This window comes from Oscillospiraceae bacterium, from assembly GCA_025758045.1.
GTDB lineage: Bacteria > Bacillota > Clostridia > Oscillospirales > Ruminococcaceae > Gemmiger.
The window spans coordinates 1,259,162-1,278,988 of the sequence record CP107208.1 but is presented as its reverse complement, the minus strand read 5'-3'; the positions used below and the strand labels follow the sequence as shown (position 1 = coordinate 1,278,988).

Below are 19,827 nucleotides of genomic sequence, written 5' to 3'. Positions count from 1 at the left end.
GGGACTGTTATATTTTTATCAATCGTAAGTATGCTTATTTTTGAATGTCAATGACAGTTAACATAGACTCACCGGCCTGAAACTGCACCCGGTAACCGCCAAAATCCATGGCATATACACGGTCCGGGTCATGCTGGTAGGCCGGGCGTGGATCGTTTTTCAGCACACCTAACAAAGCGGCCCGCTTATTTTCCGGCAGTTTGTCCAAAAGTGGCTGCGGGCACTGTACTTCCAGCGCGTAAGCAGCCGTCTGCTCGGTAAAGCCACCGCGGGCTTCGGGGTGGGCATCCACGTAAGGCAGGTAGGGCTTGATGTCAAAGATCGGCGTGCCGTCCAAAAGGTCGGCCCCTTTTACCAGAATGTCGCCGTTCTCGATGCCCGACAGCTCCACGCAGGAAAGACCCAGCGCATTGGGCCGGTAAGGGCTGCGGGTGGCAAACACACCGCGCCGGGCGTTTCCACCCAGCCGGGGCGGGCGCACGGTGGGCCGCCAGCTTTTGCCTGCGGCATACTCGGCCGCCACCGTCGAGAACTGCCAGATCAGCCACAGATGGCTGTAGCCTTCTAACCCCACCAGCGCGTTGGGGTCGCGATATTCCGGTTCAAACACGATGCGGGCGGTTAGCTCCGGCACCAGGCCGCTTTGCCGCGGGATGCCAAATTTATCGGTAAAGTCACTTTTTATATGAGCAATAGGACGGATGATAGTCTCCACGGTAACACTCTCCCCTCTTTTTCCTATTATATAAGAAACGGGTCCATATTTCAAATTTTTACATCTCGCTATCTTCCTATTTTTTACGTTTTATGGTAAAATAGACACATCTTACGAAAAGGGGGCGAATCTTTGGCACCCATCATACGAACCGAAAAACTGCGCAAAGTCTACGCTGTTGGAAAAGAGCGCGTTGTAGCGTTGAATGACGTAGACCTTGCGATCGAAAAAGGCGAATTTTGCTGCATCGTCGGCCAATCCGGCAGCGGTAAGTCTACCCTGCTGAACCAGCTGGCCGGGTTGGAAAAGCCCACCCGCGGCAAAGTTTTCATTGGCAAACACGAGATCAGCGCCATGAACGAAACCGAATTGGCGCAGTTCCGGCAGCAGCATCTGGGGTTCATCTTCCAGAGCTACAACCTGCTGCCCACGATGACCGCCGCAGAAAATGTCGCATTACCGTTAATGTTTAAGGGTATCGACAAAAAGACCCGCCTAAAGCTGGCCCGCAAGGAACTGAAAAGTATGGGCCTGCTTGGCCGCGCCAACCACCTGCCCACTGAGATGAGCGGCGGCCAGCAGCAGCGTGTGGGCATCGCCCGTGCCTTTGTCAGCAATCCCAAAGTCATTTTTGCTGATGAACCTACCGGCAACCTGGACTCCAAAACCAGTAAGCAGGTATTGTACCGCATGCTGGAGCTGACCAAGAACCAGCAGGTCACTTTCGTCATGGTCACCCACGAGCCGGAACTAGCCGAATGTGCGGACCGGGTCGTGACCATTTTGGACGGTAAAGTCTGCTCCAACGTGGTGCAGGACGAGGCCACCAAAACCCGCAACCGCGAAGGACTGTTTGCCGACCTGCAGGGCGATATGTCCATCGGAGGCGACGCGGCAAAAGAAAAAAGTAACTGATATATGGAGGTTTTACCTTGAAACGCTTATTTTCCCTGTTGATGGTACTTACGCTGGCGGCAGCGCTCTGCCTGTCTGTCTGGGCGGACGACAGTAACCCTGATTCCGGCATCAACAACGGCGGCGATACTTCGACCGTGACCACAGACAACCAGGGCGTTTATGTCACCGGCTACACCGTGACCACCCCCGCAGGCGGCGAGATCACCACGCTAAACGTGGGCGATCAGGTCAACATCGTGCTGCAGGTGGTGGACCATTCCTCGGCCCGGTATGCCGTAAAGGCCGAAGACATTGTGGCCCGCATCAATTCTTCCATCTTTACTTACACCGGCACCGGCGAAATTGGTCAGCTGTTTGAAAGCAACGACGACCCTGACCAGACCCGCAAGGACCCCCAATACAATTATTACAGTTATGTGCTGTTGTTCCGCGATGTCATCTACAACGGCGGCGGCAATACCCTGCCCATCAACCTCAGCTATCTGGATACCAGCAAGCCGCTGCAGCAGTTCAGCGTAACGCTGGGCCAGTGCGTGGACAAAGACCAGGCCACCACACCGAACCTCATCGTCCGCACCTCCAATTATGGTGACGCCGTAACGGCGGGCACCGCCTTTACCCTCTCGCTGGGCCTGTACGCCACCGACGGCAACGAGGCACTGAACGACGTCATCGTCTCGCTGACCCTGCCGGAGAATATCTCGCTGGGCGATGGCAGCCTGTCCAACTATGTGGGCAGCATGGCGGCCAAGTCGATGCAGAATATCACCTTCTCGGTGCTGCCTGCCGCCGGTTTTACCGGCACAGTGGCCGACATTACCGTGAACATGACCGGCACCGGCGCTATCTCCGGCAAGGCAGTCAGTTCCACCACCGCTATCTCGGTGCCTATCAGCCAGCCCGACCGCTTTGAGGTAGGCCAGCTGCAGTTAAGCTCCGAATCCATCATGGTGGGCGAGACCGGCAGCGTGACCATGAGCTACGTCAACAAAGGCAAAAACGCCATCGGCAACCTGGAAGCCCGTCTGACTGGCACCAACCTGGGCGGCGAAAACTACCAGTACCTGGGCAACCTGAATGCCGGCACCGAGGGCAGCGTCGACTTTGATATTACCCCCGACGCCGCCGGCAACATCTCCGGCGTTATTACCCTGAACTACGAGGATGCCAGCGGCAACCCGCGCACCATCAGCAAAGATTTTACCGCTACAGCGGAAGAAATGAACTACGATGATTACATGCCGGATCCCGATTCCAATATGGACGAACCCCAGCAGACCGGCATGCCGGTTTGGGGCTGGGTGCTGATCGTAGTCTGCGTGGGCGTTGTGGTGGCTGTTATCGTGGTCGTGGTGCTGCGCAAACGCAAGAAGGCCAAGGCCCTGGCTGCTTTGGATGAGGACAGCGATGAAGATATCTGATGAGATCAGTCTTTCGGCGCGAAATCTTTTACGCCGCAAAGGCCGTACCGCGCTGACGCTGGTGGGTGTCGTGATTGGCACCTGCATGGTTGTGCTGATGATTTCCCTGGGAATTGCCCAGAACCAGGCCAATGACGAGATGATCCAGAGTTGGGGCGACCTGACCCAGATTGAAATTTACGGTGGCGGCATTTCTGTCGGCAGTGACGGCAAAGCAATCAAGCTGGACGATGCCGCGCTGACTCAGATCCGTGAGCTGAACAACGTGCTGGCGGCCACCCCGTTTACCAACCCTTACAATTTGCAGGGCACGGTCTCAGCCGGGCGCAATGGCAGGTATGTATCGGACATTGGCAACATTACAGCGCTGGATCCTGTGGCTCTGGAGCCGATGGGCTTTGCGCTGGAATCCGGCCGGTGGCTGGACACGACCGTCATCAATGCGCAATCCAAAAAAATTCCGGTCCTGGTCTGTGAGTACACCGGCTACAATTTTTACGACAGCCGCCGCAGCGATAACAGCCCCAAGCGTTACCGCTGGCAGGGCCAGACCGATGCCAACGGCAACGAGTTGCCGCCATTTGTGGACGTCGACAAGGACAAAATGACCTTGACCATCACCAACGGCGACAACACCAACCCCAATACCCAGACCTGGGAATTGGAAGTGGTGGGCAAGCTGCAGCAGGATGCCTCCAAGGGTTGGTGGACCCAAAGCGGCATTATCATGAGCATGCAGAACCTGAAAGTGATCGAGGCTGCCTACAACAAGATGGCCAAGATCAAGGACACCAATTCTTCCTACGATCAGGTTTACGTCAAGGTCGACGACCTGAAAAATGTGGGCGATGTGGAAGAAGCCATCCATGACCTGGGCTTTCAGAGCACCTGGTCCTCGAACCAGCAGCGGGAGGACATGCAGAAGCAAGTCTTCCGCAGCCAGATGATTTTTGGCGGTGTAGCAGCTGTTTCTCTGCTGGTGGCGGCCATCAACATCATCAATACCATGACGATGGCGATTTACGAACGCACCCGGGAAATTGGCGTTATGAAGGTCCTTGGCTGTGAGATCAATAACATCCGCACAATGTTCCTGATGGAAAGTTCCTGCATTGGATTTATTGGCGGCGTGCTGGGCGTGCTTATCAGCCTGCTGGTCAGTTTCATTTTGAACAACCTGACCACGATCATGGCGTCCTTTGGCCAGTACGTAGACCTGTCCGGCATCATGGGCGGGTATGGGGCATCCAGTTCGACCATCTCCATCATCCCACCCTGGCTGATGCTGGGTGCCCTGGTGTTTGCGACTTTGATTGGCCTTGTCTCCGGCATCCTGCCTGCCAACAAAGCCGTAAAAATCAGTGCCCTGGAGGCCATCCGCCACGACTAACCTACTTTCTTTGGAAAAGAAAGTAGGCAAAGAAACTTTAATCATATATCACGTGAATGGGTTGCAAACTTTTACAGAAATATAAAAAAGACGATGCAGATTTCACCTCTGCATCGTCCTTTTTTGTGATTCTATTGAAAGTTTCTTTGGTTACTTTCTTTTCAAAGAAAGTAACATAACCCTCGTTTATTCCTCGTCGCTCGGTGCGCTCTCCTCGGCGGCTTCCTGGGCGAGTTCTTCGGCTTCGATGGCGGCCAGTTCCTCGGGGGTCGGGTCGGTTTCGCCCTCGTTGTCGATTTGGACGGTCTCGGCCTCGTTGTCGCGGTCCACACGGGCTACAACGGCTACCTTGTCACCCTCAGCCAGGCGCATGACACGCACACCACTGCCGTAACGGCTCTGAGTGTTGATGTCAGCTGCATGGATGCGGATGAGGATTCCATTCTGGCTGATCAAAATCAGGTCGTCTGTATCGTCCACGATCTTGATGCCGGCCACGCCGCCGTTGTTGTAGTTACGGATACCCAAACCACCTCGGTTGGTGATGCGGTAATCATCAATGCGGCTGCGGCGTCCCTTGCCTTCTTCGGTAATGGTCAGCACGCTGGCACCTGGGCGGCATACACCGGCTCCAATGACATAGTCTCCCTCTCGCAGCTTGATGACGCGCACACCGTGGCCGGTACGGCCCATAGCGCGGGCGCCGCTCTCGGTAAAGTGGATGGCGGCACCATCGTGGGTGGCAACGATAATTTCATCGTTGCCCTTGGTCAGGTGGCTCCAGACCAGGCTGTCTCCCTCGTTCAGGGCAATGGCAATCAGACCCGCTTTGCGAATATTACGGAACTGGGACAGCGGCGTGCGCTTAATAAGGCCCATCTTAGTGACCATCGTGGCGTAGGTGTTGTCCTCGTCCACATCGGCGGCCTGCTGCAGCATCAGGGTGACTTTTTCGCCCTCCTGCAATTGCAGCAGGTTGACGATGTGGGTGCCCTTGGCAGTGCGACTGCCCTCTGGTACCTGGTAACCCTTCAGGCGGTAGACGCGGCCCTGGTCGGTCATGAACAGCATATAATCATGCGTAGAACCGACAAAAAGTTCCTCAGTAAAGTCGTCGTCCTTTTGGGTCATGCCCTGCACGCCGCGGCCGCCGCGGTTCTGTGCCTGGTAGGTGTCCAGCGTGGTGCGCTTGATATAACCCTCGTGGGTCAGCGTGAAGACGCATGTTTCCTCGGGGATCAGGTCCTCGATGTCGACCTCGCCGGAGACAGCCTCGATGGAGGTGCGGCGCTCGTCGCCGTACTTGTCGGCCAGGGTGGTCAGGTCGGTTTTGACGATGTTCTTCACGTGCTCGTCGTTGGCAAGGATGTCCTCATAATCGGCGATGGCGGTGCGCAGTTCACCCAATTCCTGCTCGATCTTGAGGATTTCCAGGCCAGCCAGACGGCCCAACTGCAGCTTGACGATGGCATCCGCCTGCAGTTCGTCAAAGCCGAAGTTATCCATCACAGCCTGACGGGCCTCGGCAAAGCCGCCCTTGCAGGCGCGGATGGTAGCAATGATTTCATCGACGATGTCGACGGCCTTATGCAGACCTTCCAGGATATGCTCGCGCTCCTTGGCCTTCTTCAAATCAAAGGCGGTGCGGCGGCGGATGACCTGCATTTGGAACTCAATATAGCGTTCCATCATGGTTTTCAGGCTCATAATCTTGGGCACGCCGTCATCCAACGCCAGCATAATGACACCAACGGTATCCTGCAGCTGGGTGTAACGGTACAACTGGTTCAGCACGACCTGGGGGTTGGCATCCTTCTTGATCTCGATGACGATCTTCATGCCGGTACGGCTGGAAGATTCATCGTTCAGGTCGCTGATGCCCTCGATGCGCTTATCCTTCACGAGGTCCGCGATGGATTCGATCAGGCGGGTCTTGTTGACCATGTACGGGATCTCGTTGATGAGGATCTCGTAGCGGCCGTTTTTCTTTTCGATGATTTCGGCTCGGCCGCGCAGCGTTATTTTTCCGCGGCCGGTGGCGTAAGCGGCACGGATGCCGGAGCGGCCCATGATGATGCCGCCAGTGGGGAAATCGGGGCCTTTGACGTACTCCATCAGGCCCGCCAGGTCGATCTCCGGGTCATCGATGAGGGCGACCATACCGTTGACGATCTCGCGCAGGTTATGGGGCGGAATATTGGTAGCCATGCCGACCGCGATGCCCTGGCTGCCGTTGACCAACAGGTTCGGAAAGCGGCTGGGCAGGACGTGGGGTTCCTTTTTAGTCTCATCAAAGTTGGGGTCCCAATCGATGGTATCCTTGTCAATATCCGTCAGCATCTCGCAGGCCATTTTGGACATGCGGGCCTCAGTATAACGGTAAGCAGCCGGGGGGTCACCGTCCACGGAACCGAAGTTACCCTGGCCATCGACCAGCGGGTAACGCAGGCTGAAATCCTGGGCCAGACGGACCATAGCGTCGTAGACGGAGGCGTCGCCGTGGGGATGGTAGGAACCCAGCACAGCACCAACGGTATCGGCGGATTTGCGGTAGGGATGCTGTGGATCATTGCCGCGCTCGTGCATCGTGTACAGGATACGGCGATGCACGGGTTTCAGGCCATCGCGCACATCAGGCAATGCGCGCGCAACGATAACAGACATCGAGTAGTCCAAAAAGGCCGTCTCTATCTCCTGTTTTACATCGCGCACAATGACCTTGGTGCCGGACCCCGGCACCATGATGATATTTTCTTCCATTCTATCACCTTAAATATCTAATCTATCTCTCTAGAACCACTTTACGGCGGGAAAATTAAAATTTTCTTGCCTACTTTTTTTCAAAGAAAGTAGGTTACACATCAAGATTCGCGTACTTGGCGTTTTTCTCGATGAACTGGCGGCGGGGTTCGACCTGCTCACCCATCAGGATGCTGAAAGCTTCGTCGGCACGCTCGGCATCCTCGATCTTGATCTGCACGATGACGCGGTTATCCGGGTTCATGGTGGTCTCCCACAACTGGTCGGGGTTCATCTCGCCCAAGCCTTTGTAGCGGTTGACCTTGGCGCCGGGCATTTCGGCGCTCAAAATCTTCATTTCATCGTCATTATAGGCATACTTGACGGTCTGGCCTTTCTGCAGCTTGAACAGCGGCGGCTGGGCCACGTAAACGTAACCGTTGTCGATCAGCGGCCGCATATAGCGGAAGAAGAAGGTCAGCATCAAGGTGCAGATATGGGAGCCGTCAACATCGGCATCGGCCATAATAAAGATTTTATGGTAACGCACCTTGGAAATATCAAATTCATCGCCGATACCGGTGCCCAGAGCCGTGACCACGGGCATCAGCTTATCGTTGCCGTAAATACGGTCGGCGCGGGCTTTTTCGACGTTCAGCATCTTGCCCCAAAGCGGCAGGATGGCCTGAATGTTGGAGTCTCGGCCCATCTTGGCCGAGCCGCCTGCAGAATCGCCCTCCACAATGAAGAGTTCGGTCTTGCTGGGATCTTTTTCATGGCAGTCGGCCAACTTGCCGGGCATGCGGTTGGATTCCAGCGCGCTCTTGCGGCGGACCAGTTCACGGGCCTTTTTGGCGGCGGCACGGGCACGGGCTGCCTGGGTGGCCTTTTCCAGAATTGCCTTGGCAACGGCGGGGTTTTCCTCAAAGTACTCGGTCAGGGCCTTGTAGACCACATTGCTGACCAGGCCCTTGATGAAGGTATTGCCCAGCTTGGCCTTGGTCTGGCCCTCGAACTGAGCTTCCTGCAGCTTGACACTGATGATGGCAATGATACCCTCGCGGGCATCGGGGCCGGAAAGATTCTCGTCCTTATCTTTCAGGATGCCTTTAGCGCGGCCGTACTCGTTCAGCACACGGGTCAGGGCCAGCTTAAAGCCTTCCTCGTGGGTGCCTCCCTCAGGCGTATGCACGTTATTGGCAAAACTGAGCAGCAGTTCATTATAGCTGTTATCGTAATACTGCAAAGCCACCTCGGCCACGGCGCCCTGGCCCTCGCCCTTCATATACATGACCTGCGGGGTCAGCGGGGTGAGGTCGCGGCGCTCACACAGGTAGCTGACGAAGGAACGGATGCCGCCCTCGTAGCACATGGTCTCGGTGCGGACCTCGTTTCCTTCACTCTTTTCCTCCTGTGGGCGGTCACTCTCGGGACGCTCATCTGTCAGGGTGATGCGGACACCGGCGTTCAGGAAGGCTTCTTCCCGCAGGCGCTTGAGCAGCGTTTCGTAACGATACAGCGTTGTTTCCTGGAACATTTCCGGGTCCGGCTTGAAGGTGACCGTAGTACCGGTGGAGGCTGCCGCGCCGATCTTTTTCAGATCACCATCGGGTTTGCCGCGCTTGAAGCTCTGCTCATACTCAGCACCATCGCGGCGGACGCGGACGGTCAGCCACTCAGACAGTGCATTAACGACCGACGCACCGACGCCGTGCAGACCGCCAGCCACCTTGTAGCCGGAATCCTCGCCGCCGAACTTACCGCCGGCGTGCAGCACGGTATATACGACTGTGACGGCCGGGATGCCCAGCTTTGGCTGGATGTCCACGGGGATGCCGCGGCCGTTATCGGAAACTTCGATGATATTACCGGGTTTGATCGTTACTTCGATATGGGTGCAGTACCCAGCCAGGGCTTCGTCGATGGCGTTATCGACGATCTCGTAGACCAGGTGATGCAGGCCGGAAGGGCCGGTAGAACCGATATACATGCCGGGGCGCTTGCGCACAGCCTCCAGACCCTCCAGGACCTGGATCTGCGCACCGCCGTAGGCATGGTCCGTGGCCGTTTCGCGGTTGGTTTCGGTGATGATTTCTTCTGCCATGAAATGATAGCCTCCTGTTGTGGTGGGTATCTGCTGTTGCTTCCCTCTATGGAAGCAGTTTTATTTTAATTCGGCCTTTTCTGCCCGCTTTTTTAAGGCTACGGGCGAAAGCTGGCTGATGTAGATGGTCTCATCGGGGAAATCGGTGACGAGGAAGCTTTTTGGCAGGCTGCCGGGGGCACACAGATCCACCACGGCACCGTTATCCTCGGCACTTCTGAAATATTCTTCTGTCCGGCAGGAGGCCCCGGCTGTGTCCAGATCGAACACACCGATGACATCCCGGGTATTCAAAACAAAATCCTGCCCTGCATGGAAATACATGCCCTGCTCCTCTTTTATTCGGTCACGGTGCCTGCTTTCACCATCACGATTTTACCATTGGTACGTGCAAATGCGGCAGTATCGCAAGTGGTCACGATGGTCTGGTGCTCGCCCATACGGGTCAGCAGGTAGGTCTGGCGTTCATCGTCCAGCTCGCTGAGCACATCGTCCAGCAGCAGCACCGGGTGTTCGCCAAAAAGGCTGCCGACCACGCTGGCCTCGGCCAGTTTCATGGCCAATACGCAGCTGCGCTGCTGGCCCTGGCTGCCAAACACGCGGGCAGGCTGGTCATCCAGTTTTATTTCCAGATCTTCGCGGTGTGGTCCCGCCAAACAGAACCCGGCGCGCAGCTCGGCATTTTTGACCGATTCCAATTTTTTCGCCAGCGCGTCTGCAGTGGTGTTATTGGCACACAACTGGTAATTCAGCTGCAGCACTTCGGCATCGTGGGAGATCTCGCTGTAATTCTTGGCGGCAATGGGGGCCAGCTCCGCAATAAATTTGCGGCGGTGCTCCATGATCTGCCCACCGTACTGGGCAAGCTGCTCATTATAAGCATCCAGCAGCAGCGCGGCATTGGGCGTTATTTCGTAGCTTTTCAGCAGCGCGTTTTTCTGCGCCACAAGCCTTGTGTAGCGCCGCAGTGCCACCAGATAAGGCCGGTACACCTGGCACAGCGCCGAATCCAGAAACCGCCGCCGGCCTTCCGGTCCGCCTTTGACCAAACTGAGCAGGTCCGGCTCAAACACAACGGCCTGGAAGTTCCCGGCCAAGGCAGCCGCGCGGCCTTGGTCCACACCGTTCAGTTTCGCGGTGCGGCCCGGCCGTTGGCTGCCTTTACTGCCCACCGTTAAACGGATAGTTTTAGCGCAATCCTCGGTCTCGAATGCACCCTCGATCACCGAAAAGTCGCATCCGCGGCGGATGAGCTCGGCATCCTTGGACCCACGGAAGCTTTTGCCGCCGGTCAGCAGCCAGACGGCCTCCAGCAAATTGGTCTTTCCCTGGCCGTTGGGGCCGCACAAAACCGTAAGGTGAGGGTCAGGTGTCAGCTCGGCGTATTTGATATTGCGGTGGTCGGTCAGGGTCAGGTGGTTCAGGCGCATTACGCGCCCTCCGCGACCTGCACGGTCTGGCCTTCCAGCTCCACCGTGTCACCGGCGCGACACTTTTTGCCGCGCATCGTGCAGACCTCTCCATTGACCTTGACCGCGCCGCCCTGGATCAGCTCCTTGGCTTCGCCGCCAGTCTCGCACAGGCCTGCAAATTTCAGCAGGGCATCCAGCTTGATAAACTCCGTGTTGATACGAATTTTTTCCATACGTTAGCCTTCATTCTTAAAGCGAACCGGCAGGACCAGGTAGATGAAGTCCTTGCCGTTTTCCGGCAAAATCTTGACGGGACTTAAGGGTCCGTTGATCTCCAGTACCATCTTCTCGCACTTGGAGTAGCGCAGGGCGTCCAGCAGGTAGCGGTTATTAAAACCGATCTCCACGGGGTCGCCGGTCATCTCCACAGGGGCAAACTCGTCCACGACCTTGCCCAGCGGGGTCTGGCAGCGCACGGTGATTTTATTCTCGGTAAAACTGATGCGCAGCGGATTCTTCAGCCGCTCGGTGATGATCAGAGAAGCGCGCTCAATCGTATCGATAAAGGTTTTGCAATCAACGGTGATACGTGTTTTCTTATCCTTCGGGATAACGCTCTCGTAGTTCAGGAAGTCGCCCTCGATCAGGCGGCTCATGATGGTGTAGCCGTTGGTGGTGAACACGACATAACGGCGGTTGGCATCGATCTTCACGTCCTCGTCGGCGCCACCCATGATCTTGAGCAGTTCCTGCAGCGTTTTGCTAGGGATGATGATGCGGATGTCGCGGGTGCACTCGACGTCGCGCTGGATAATGGCGAGGCGGTAGCCGTCCAGAGCCACGACCGTCAGGCTGCCCGGCTCAATGACGAACAGTTCGCCGGTGTGGGCTGGCTTTTTGTCGTCCTGGCTGACGGCATAAATGGTCTTTTCGATCATTTCGCGGATGACGCCGCATTTCATTGTCATGGTATTATCGGCGCCGGTCACGGGCAGGCTGGGGTAGTCGCTGGCGTTCAGGGCAGGAATTTCAAATTCTGCCACACCACCGCTGATTTTTGCCTGACCTTCGTCGTTCAGCTCAATGCGGACATTGCCGGCGGGCATGCGGCTGACCATTGAGCCCAGCAGCTTGGCATCCAGTACGGTCTCGCCGGGAACCAACACGTTGCACTCAATGGTGGTGGTGATGCCCATCTCCATATCGTAACCAGTCAAAGTCAAATTAAATCCTTCGGCTTTCATATAGATGCCTTCCAGCACGGGGATGGCGGCGCGGTTGGTGATGGCGCGGCTGACACCCTCAATGGCGGAGGCGAGCATGGATTTTTCGCATTCAAATTTCATAATTGATTCCTTTCTCCTTACTTTCTTTGAAAAGAAAGTAAGCAAAGAAACTTTAAATGAGTCCTCTTGAGAGGGGAATTTTTGATTTAGTTACATTTTTCCACAAAAGGGTCGGTAGTTTGTTTGCAATTTTGCCGTTCAGTTTGCAAAAGTAGAGAATAAACTAGAATCTTTTATCGTAGTAGTAGTAGGGGGTGTGAAAACTGTGGAAAAATGGCGCGTTTATTATCACTGCGCGGAAAATAAGCGTTGGATTTTCCAGATTTCGCCGTGAAATCTTTTGTGGAAAACTGGGAAAACTCAACTTTTCCACACGACTCTTGGAAAACCCGTTGTTAATAACTAAAAACTTTGTGGAAAGATTTGTCGTTCTTTCTTTGCAAAGAAAGAACCAAAGAAACTCTAATATCGATCTGAAACTAAGAGGATGTAGAGTATAACTTGCAGCCCATGTGAACTGGGGATAATGGGAGGAACAAAAAAATATATCCACTTAACGGTGATAATATATTAAAAGTTCTTTGGTTACTTTCTTTCAAGAAAGTAACGGAAACTCCCGTAAAATCAGGTACGCACGTTTTTCATGATGTCGCTGCACATTTCTTTCAGGTGCTGGTCGCGGGAGATATTTTCCTCCATCGTTTTAATAGAATACACAACGGTGGAATGATCGCGCTGGAATTCCTGGCCGATAGCTTCCATGCTCATGCCGGTAACTTCGCGGATAATATACATGGTCATCTGCCGTGCGGCGCTCACATTTGCGTTGCGCTTTTTCCCGCGGATATCCGCAGGCAGCACATTGTAAGTGCGGGCGACCTCATTCAGGATCTTTTCGATCGTGACCGGGATCGGCTGGCTGTCGTTCAGGGTATCCTTGATGGCTGTGGTCGTCACACCGATACAGGGAGCAATGCCTTCCAGCATGTAATAAGCATTCAGTTTTTTCACGGCGCCTTCCAGCTGGCGGATGTTCTGCTTCAAATGGTTGGCGATGTACTCCGCAACATCGTTGGGCAGGTCCAGGTTGAGAAGTTCCGCCTTGCGCTTGACAATGGCAACGCGGGTCTCAAAATCCGGCGGCTGGATGTCGGCTGTCAAGCCCCACTCGAACCGGGTGCGCAGACGCTCCTCCAGGCTCTTGATCTCCTTTGCCGGGCGATCGGACGCGATAACGATCTGACGACCGTCGTTGTGCAGGGTGTTGAAAGTGTGGAAAAACTCTTCCTGCGTACTTTCCTTGCCGGCCAGGAACTGGATATCGTCGATCAGCAGTACGTCCGCCTTGCGGTACTTGTCTCGGAACTGTTCCGTGGTGGCCGTCTTGACGGCGGTGATGATCTCATTGGTGAACATTTCACAGTCCACATACACAATGTTGAAATCCGGGTGATTCTTTTTGATCTCCACCTGGATCGCGTTCAGCAAGTGGGTCTTGCCCAGGCCGGATGGCCCGTAGATGAACAGCGGGTTGTACGCGCCGGACGGGTTGGCCGCAACCGCCTGTGCCGCCGCATAGGCAAACTGGTTCGATGGACCCTTGATGAAGTTTTCAAAGGTGAAATCATACCGGCCGCTGGGCAGGGATTTTTCGTCCAGCTTGGGTTTCTTCTCTTTTCCTTCCTCGTCGCCGCCCTCTTTCGGGGTAACGAATTTCAGGTCAACATCAAAGCCAAGTACCGATTTGAAGGCATCCTTCAACGTAGTTGCATAGCGGTCCGACACAATACTTAAAATAAACGCATTGCGGATCTCCAGCGTGATAGTGTTGGAATTTTCAAAGCTGACCGCCTTGATGTCGCTGATATAATATTGATAGGTCGCCTCGGAAGTATGTTCACGGCAATACTGCTTGGCCGCGTTCAATACGTCGTTGATGGAATCCATGGATCTCGATACTCCCCACTTCCTGTTAAAAATCGCCCCTTTCAACAGGGCGCAAAAATACCACATACAGTATACCACAAAACAGCACCCAAAACAACAGTCCCTTTATATAAAGGTAGAAATTTTTTAAAAAGTCCAAGCTCTGAACCGAGTTTTCAACAGATAGTGGAAAAACCATGGTGGAAAACTGCACGGCCGCCCTTAAAATAAAAATCACGCGCAGACAAGAGGGGCAGGACCGGCGTATGACTATGTGGGAAAAAACCGGCTGTACACTACATCTTGTAGACCAACAAAAAATCCGCAATAACTTAGCGTTTCTGCGAAAAAATATCCCGAAAAGTATTGACAAAACCTATATACATCGCGTATAATCTAAGTCTGCAAGGCTGCCCCAGTGTAGGGCAATAGCCTGGACTAGCCCCATACTGGGAATTTCAACAGGAGGAATGAAAAATGAAGCGTACTTTCCAGCCCAAGAAGCGTCAGCGCAGCCGCGTCCACGGTTTCCTGAACCGCATGGCTACCAAGAACGGCCGCAAGGTCATTGCTCGCCGCCGTGCTAAGGGTCGCAAGAGCCTGACTGTCTGATCTTTGGTATAACAATGAAGTAAAGGGTTGCTGATGGAATATCAGCAGCCCTTTTTTCAAAAAAGGATTTTTACCATGCGTTATCGCACTTTAAATAAAAACTGGCATTTCAATCGGGTATACAGCCGCGGCAAAAGCTACGTGCACCCCCATGTGGTGCTGTACGTGGCAAAAAACCGACTGGGCTATACCCGCATCGGCCTGACGGCTACCAAGAAAGTAGGTCACGCTGTACAGCGCAACCGTGCCCGCCGCGTAATGCGGGCAGCACTTTGCGAACATCTCTCGCAAAATATCGGCGGATATGATATAATACTGGTAGCGCGCGGCCAGACGCCGAAGCTCAAGAGTACCCAGCTGAGCAGAACACTGGGTAAACTCTTTGCAAAAGCCGGTCTGCCGGACCTGGCTGCTCCCCAGACGCCCCCGCAATGACCCAGCTGCTGATCGCCCTGCTGAAGGGGTACAAAAAGTACATCAGCCCGCATCTGGGGCATCATTGCCGCTTTGTGCCCACCTGCAGCGAGTATGCCATGCAGGCGCTGGCCGTGCATGGCTTTTTTAAGGGGACACTTTTAACGGTCTGGCGGTTATTGAGGTGCCAGCCGTTGGCAAAATTCGGATACGACCCGGTGCCGGAAAAAGGAAAATGGGTGAACCCCAACCGGAACCTGACCCGCTCCAAATAGCCTCTCATGTCTTTGCTCTGCGTGGCAGAGACCTACATAAAAAATAAAAAGGTCCCGGGCGCAGACGGGGCAGAATGGATAGAGTATGAACTTTATGTACTTCCTGGCCATCCTGATTGGCCCGCTGATGAAGGTGCTGTACAGCTTCATCGGCAACTACGCAGTGACGATCATCGTCGCCACCATCATCATGAAGCTGCTGCTTTTCCCGCTGGCGATCCACCAGCAGAAATCCACGGCTAAGATGTCGGTGTTCCAGCCCCTGATCAACGAGATCCAGCAAAAATACAAAAACGACCCTCAGAAACAGCAGGAGGAGCTGATGAAGCTCCAGCAGGAGCATGGCTATAACCCCATGGGCGGCTGCCTGCCCATGCTGCTGACTTTCCTGGTTCTGTTCGGCTTCCTGGGCGTTGTGTATTACCCTGTCCATTACATCTTCGGCGTGGATAATGCTTCTATCAAGGCTGCCTGCGAGGCAATTGGCCTTGTAACCACTAACACCTCCACCATGCAGACGGCCCTGATCCAGGCCATCCACAACGGTGCTTCCATTGATGCGTCCATCATTCCGGCTGCCACGGTTGCCGAGATTGCCAACTTCAACACCACCTTCTTCGGCCTGGATATCTGCGACATCGCCGGCTTTGCCCTGACCCCGCTGGCCATCTTCCCGGCCATCGCTACCGTTACCATGTTCCTGAGCTACTTCATCACCCAGAAGCTCTCCGGCATGGACGCCCAGATGCAGGGCAGCATGAAGATCATGATGCTGGTCTGCAACCTGATGTTCGTTACCTTCTGCTTTAACGCCCCCATCGGCTTCTCCTTCTACTACAGTGTTTCCAACATCTGGCAGATCGGCCAGAGCTTTGTGACCTATAAGATCTACAGCCCCGAAAAGTTCAAGAAGCAGTATGAGGAAGAACTGGCCGCCAAGCGTGCCGAGAAAAAGAAGAAGCGCAGCGTGACCGTGGAAGAAAACGGCCAGACCGTTACCAAAGAAGTCAGCCTGGCAGACGCCAACAAGCTGCGCCTGGAGCTGGCACGCAAGCGCGAAGCTGAACTGCATAAGGATGAACGGACCACCCCGTTGAATAAAGAACAATAATAAGAGGAGGCAACAAAGATGCGCAGCATTGAAATGAGCGCCAAGACTGTAGAAGCCGCGGTACAGGCTGCCTGCGAGGCCCTGGGCGTAGACCGCGATGACATCAACGTAAGCTACGAAGTGCTGGAATTCCCTGCCCGTAAACTGTTCAAGACCATCCCCGCAAAAGTTCTGGTAAAGGTCGAGGAGCCGGAAGTAGAGGAAGTGAAGCCCGTGGAGGATGCCCCCGCTCCCGGCGAAGCTCTCGCCGCCCCCGCAGAGGAAGCTGCCCCGGCTGTTGAGCCTGCCGCTGAAGAGTCTGCCGAGGCCCCGGTTGAGGAAGACGCTTCTGCCGATGAGGAAGTTCCCCTGGATATTGCTGCTGACCCGCGCCTGCAGGCCGCTGTTGATTACCTGACCCCCATTTTTAAGCTGATGGGCGTGGAGGAATTCAGCTTTACCGCCGTCAAGAAGGGCGAAGCCACGATCCTGTGCGTGACCGGCGAGCACATGGGTGCCCTGATCGGCCGCCGCGGCGAGACGATGGAGAGCCTGTCCTACCTGGCCAGCCTGGTCATCAACCGCATGGAAGGCCCCTACGTAAAGCTGGGCCTGGACGTGGGCGGTTACCGCAACAAGCGCGAGGATGATCTTTCTGCCCTGGCAAAGCGCATTGCCGACCGCGTGATCCGTACCGGCTGCTACTACGAGATGGAGCCGATGAATCCCTATGAGCGCCACATCATCCACACCGCTATCGCGGACATTGAGGGTGTGCGCAGCGAGAGCAAGGGCGAAGGACCTACCCGCCACATCGTGATCTACTCCACCGATCCCAACGCATCCAACCTGCCGGATCGTGACAACGCCCGCAACACCCGTGGTCCCCGCCGCGATGGCAGCCGTGGCCCGCGTCGTGATGGTCGTGGTCCCCGCCGTGACGGCGGCCGCGGTCCCCGCAGCGGCGGCCCGCATCGCGATGGTCGTGGTCCCCGCCGTGATGGCGGCCGCCCCTACGGCGGCCCCCGTTCCAACGTGCCGGGCCGTGAGTTTGCGGATCGTCCCCGCGACCCCAATGCTCAGCCCATGGCCCCCAAGACCACGGAGCGCATCCACGACGGCGACGATTTCGCCTTCGGCAAGATCGAGTTTTAACCTACTTTTCTTTCAAGAAAAGTAGGAAAGAGAACTTTTAATTATCCTAAATAAAAAGAGGGAGGCACCGGTAACACGGCGTCTCCCTTTTTGTGTAGAATCTTACGGTTTGATTGCAGGGGCCGATGTTCGTCATCGGCCCGCAAACAAGCAATCCCAAAAGTTTTAAACAGGGCTGTGGAAAACATGAAACTATACGAAATCTAAAATCGAAATCCCTGTTGGATGCTTTGGTATCCATCTGGGAAAATTCTGTCTGCACGGCCCATTATTTCCTTTCGGATGCGGAGATCCTCAAAATCAAAACCTACATCCCCCCAGGTCGTTGCCCACCACGTAGATGCACACTTTCTGCACGAGCTGCTTGTGGTTAACGTACAATACTGGCTGGCTGCAGAGCATTTGCGTTTCAAAGGTAAGATTCGGATCCTGCGGTGCCGGGATCTTCGGCACCGCATAAGCCGTTTTGAATGTCTCCTGCAGTTTGCTGTAGGGCTGTGTCATGATCTTTTGGAAATTGATGATTCATGCCGCTTTTTTCAGAATCGCATATTTTGCAGACATCCAAACCCATCCTGGTAAATGCGAAAAGTTAGAAGCAACTAATCTATAATTTATAAAATGTACCTGCCCGGCAGTTCCCCACCACAGGTGCATTTTCAGTATAGGAAAGGAATGGTCAGTTTTCAACAAGCTGTTGAAAATCACTCAGCAGTCGTCGTAGTTATATAATCCTCGGCACGGCGGACAGCCTGCACCTTGTGTAGGAAAGCAGCCAGGTCGGCGTTGTACTTGCGGGCGATTTCCAGGGTGTTTTATTTGCCTCTGTTGTGTGGATCAACTCGCTTTTTGCTGGTGAAATAAGAATGCAACTTTTTATTTTTCAAAAAACCGCAGAAAAAAGGTAGGAAAAAGAAAAAATTCGTGGTATGATAAAGTGTTAGAAACTTTACTTCTCGGAGGTATCGCAGTGGATCGCTTACAGCAGACAATCTGTGCACTGGCAACGCCCCCCGGCACCGGCGGCATTGCCGTGGTGCGGGTATCAGGGCCGGACGCCTACCCCATGGTGGAAAAGATCTTCGTCCCACTCCACGTGGGACGCAAGGTGGCCGAGGCCAAGGGCTACACCGCCATGCTGGGCCACTACCTGCTGCACGGGCAGGAAATGGACGAGACTATCGCCCTCTTCTTCCGCGCTCCCCACTCCTATACCGGCGAGGATGTCATCGAGCTTTCGGTCCACGGCGGTACCGCTATGGCGGACGGCTTGCTGGAAGCCCTTATCACCGCGGGCACAGCCCCGGCAGGGCCGGGTGAGTTCACCCGCCGCGCGCTGGAGCATGGCCGCATGTCGTTGACCCAGGCTGAGGCCGTGATGGAAGTCATCGCCGCCAACGGCCGCCAGGGTGCCGCGCTGGCCAAGTCGGCCCTGGATGGGCGGCTGGCAAAACGCATCGGCGCCATCCAGACCGTGCTGCAAAACCTGAACGCCCACCTGACCGCCTGGATCGACTACCCCGAGGAGGACGTGCCGGAACTTTCCGATGAGCATCTGCTGAAAACGCTGGGCGGCCAGAAAGCGGAGCTGGACAGCCTGATCCGTGGTTATGGTGCCGGTGCGGTGCTGCGCCGGGGCGTGGATTGTGTGCTGCTGGGCCGCCCCAACGTGGGTAAAAGTACGCTGCTGAACCTGATGGCCGGTTTTGACCGGGCCATCGTAACGCCGGTGGCAGGTACTACCCGCGATATTGTGGAGCAGGCCGTCCAGCTGGGCGAGATCCGGCTGAACCTGTTTGATACTGCCGGTGTGCGGGACGTGGGCGCCGACGGCGATGCCATCGAAGCCGAGGGCATCCGCCGCAGCTGGAAAAAGCTGGACGAAGCCGGGCTGGTGCTGGCCGTGTTCGATGCCGCCCAGCCACTGACCGATGCCGATTTAGAAATTGCCCACCGCTGCCAGAATCGCCCTGCGTTGGCAATTTTGAACAAAGAGGATCTGGCCGATTCCACGGAGAACGCGGCCCAGACCTTGCAGCCCTATTTTAAAAAGGTCATCACCCTTTGCGCCAAAGAGGCTGACAGTTTGCAACCCTTGACCGATGCCGTGGCCGAACTGCTGGGCACAGCCCAGCTGGACCCCGGAGCAGCGCAGTTGTGCAGTGCCCGCCAGCTGGCGGCCGCCACCCGTGCGCGGGATGCCATTGCCGAAGCAATGAAGGCCCGGCAGGCAGGCTTTGGGCTGGACGCTACCGGTATCTGCCTGACCGATGCGTTGCAGGCTCTGTGCGATCTGACCGGCGAGGATGCCAGCGACGCGACCATAGAGGAAGTATTTGAGACGTTTTGTGTGGGTAAATGATAGAGGAA

The 19,827-nt window shown here is 55.3% G+C and carries 17 protein-coding genes; 9 read left to right on the top strand and 8 right to left on the bottom strand.

From position 1 onward, the window contains the following. Nucleotides 1-34: 34 nt before the first annotated feature. Nucleotides 35-715 (bottom strand): tRNA (N6-threonylcarbamoyladenosine(37)-N6)-methyltransferase TrmO, encoded by a 681-nt coding sequence (tsaA, locus tag OGM81_06110; GenBank protein ID UYJ44696.1) that lies wholly within the window; start codon nt 713-715, stop codon nt 35-37. A gap of 132 nt (nt 716-847) precedes the next feature. On the opposite strand from tsaA, the gene OGM81_06105 reads away from it, so the two are divergent. The 3 genes from OGM81_06105 to OGM81_06095 are packed head-to-tail and all read left to right on the top strand — an operon-like array spanning nt 848 to nt 4,444. Beyond that, nucleotides 848-1,630: an ABC transporter ATP-binding protein gene (locus OGM81_06105; GenBank protein UYJ44695.1), complete on the top strand. Its 783-nt coding sequence runs from the start codon at nt 848-850 to the stop codon at nt 1,628-1,630. A gap of 17 nt (nt 1,631-1,647) precedes the next feature. Then, nucleotides 1,648-3,054, top strand: a complete 1,407-nt coding sequence (locus OGM81_06100) for a hypothetical protein (GenBank protein UYJ44694.1) — start codon at nt 1,648-1,650, stop codon at nt 3,052-3,054. Next, nucleotides 3,041-4,444: an ABC transporter permease gene (locus tag OGM81_06095; GenBank protein ID UYJ44693.1), complete on the top strand. Its 1,404-nt coding sequence runs from the start codon at nt 3,041-3,043 to the stop codon at nt 4,442-4,444. Before OGM81_06100 ends, OGM81_06095 begins: the two co-directional genes overlap by 14 nt. A gap of 186 nt (nt 4,445-4,630) precedes the next feature. On the opposite strand, the gene gyrA is transcribed toward OGM81_06095, so the two are convergent. The 7 genes from gyrA to dnaA form a co-directional block, all read right to left on the bottom strand. Continuing rightward, nucleotides 4,631-7,204 carry a DNA gyrase subunit A gene (gene gyrA / locus OGM81_06090; GenBank protein ID UYJ44692.1) on the bottom strand — a complete coding sequence of 858 codons (2,574 nt, stop codon included), beginning with the start codon at nt 7,202-7,204 and terminating at the stop codon, nt 4,631-4,633. Nucleotides 7,205-7,298: 94 nt separating this feature from the next. After that, nucleotides 7,299-9,287: a DNA topoisomerase (ATP-hydrolyzing) subunit B gene (gene gyrB, locus OGM81_06085; GenBank protein UYJ44691.1), complete on the bottom strand. Its 1,989-nt coding sequence runs from the start codon at nt 9,285-9,287 to the stop codon at nt 7,299-7,301. 60 nt (nt 9,288-9,347) lie between these two features. After that, a complete protein-coding gene (locus tag OGM81_06080; GenBank protein UYJ44690.1) occupies nt 9,348-9,611 on the bottom strand; it encodes a DUF370 domain-containing protein in 264 nt (87 codons plus the stop codon). Between the two features lie 14 nt (nt 9,612-9,625). Then, entirely contained in the window at nt 9,626-10,717 is a 1,092-nt protein-coding gene (gene recF, locus OGM81_06075) for a DNA replication/repair protein RecF (protein ID UYJ44689.1), read from the bottom strand. Then, on the bottom strand, nt 10,717-10,932 hold the full coding sequence (locus tag OGM81_06070) for an RNA-binding S4 domain-containing protein (protein ID UYJ44688.1): 216 nt from the start codon (nt 10,930-10,932) through the stop codon (nt 10,717-10,719). The genes recF and OGM81_06070 overlap by 1 nt, the downstream gene beginning before the upstream one ends. Nucleotides 10,933-10,935: 3 nt before the next feature. Continuing rightward, nucleotides 10,936-12,045, bottom strand: coding sequence for a DNA polymerase III subunit beta (dnaN, locus tag OGM81_06065; protein ID UYJ44687.1), 1,110 nt, complete (start codon nt 12,043-12,045; stop codon nt 10,936-10,938). 564 nt (nt 12,046-12,609) lie between these two features. After that, entirely contained in the window at nt 12,610-13,932 is a 1,323-nt protein-coding gene (gene dnaA / locus OGM81_06060; protein UYJ44686.1) for a chromosomal replication initiator protein DnaA, read from the bottom strand. A gap of 456 nt (nt 13,933-14,388) precedes the next feature. On the opposite strand from dnaA, the gene rpmH reads away from it, so the two are divergent. The 6 genes from rpmH (at nt 14,389) to mnmE (ending at nt 19,819) form a co-directional block, all read left to right on the top strand. Next, complete coding sequence (gene rpmH, locus OGM81_06055) at nt 14,389-14,523, top strand: 50S ribosomal protein L34 (GenBank protein UYJ44685.1); 135 nt, start codon at nt 14,389-14,391, stop codon at nt 14,521-14,523. Between the two features lie 75 nt (nt 14,524-14,598). Next, nucleotides 14,599-14,958: a ribonuclease P protein component gene (gene rnpA / locus OGM81_06050; protein UYJ44684.1), complete on the top strand. Its 360-nt coding sequence runs from the start codon at nt 14,599-14,601 to the stop codon at nt 14,956-14,958. Continuing rightward, entirely contained in the window at nt 14,955-15,212 is a 258-nt protein-coding gene (gene yidD, locus OGM81_06045) for a membrane protein insertion efficiency factor YidD (GenBank protein ID UYJ44683.1), read from the top strand. The genes rnpA and yidD overlap by 4 nt, the downstream gene beginning before the upstream one ends. Nucleotides 15,213-15,297: 85 nt before the next feature. Next, nucleotides 15,298-16,323 (top strand): YidC/Oxa1 family membrane protein insertase, encoded by a 1,026-nt coding sequence (locus OGM81_06040; GenBank protein ID UYJ44682.1) that lies wholly within the window; start codon nt 15,298-15,300, stop codon nt 16,321-16,323. 18 nt (nt 16,324-16,341) lie between these two features. Continuing rightward, complete coding sequence (locus OGM81_06035; GenBank protein ID UYJ44681.1) at nt 16,342-17,457, top strand: Jag N-terminal domain-containing protein; 1,116 nt, start codon at nt 16,342-16,344, stop codon at nt 17,455-17,457. A gap of 970 nt (nt 17,458-18,427) precedes the next feature. Continuing rightward, nucleotides 18,428-19,819: a tRNA uridine-5-carboxymethylaminomethyl(34) synthesis GTPase MnmE gene (gene mnmE, locus OGM81_06030; GenBank protein ID UYJ44680.1), complete on the top strand. Its 1,392-nt coding sequence runs from the start codon at nt 18,428-18,430 to the stop codon at nt 19,817-19,819. The last annotated feature ends 8 nt before the right edge of the window (nt 19,820-19,827 follow it).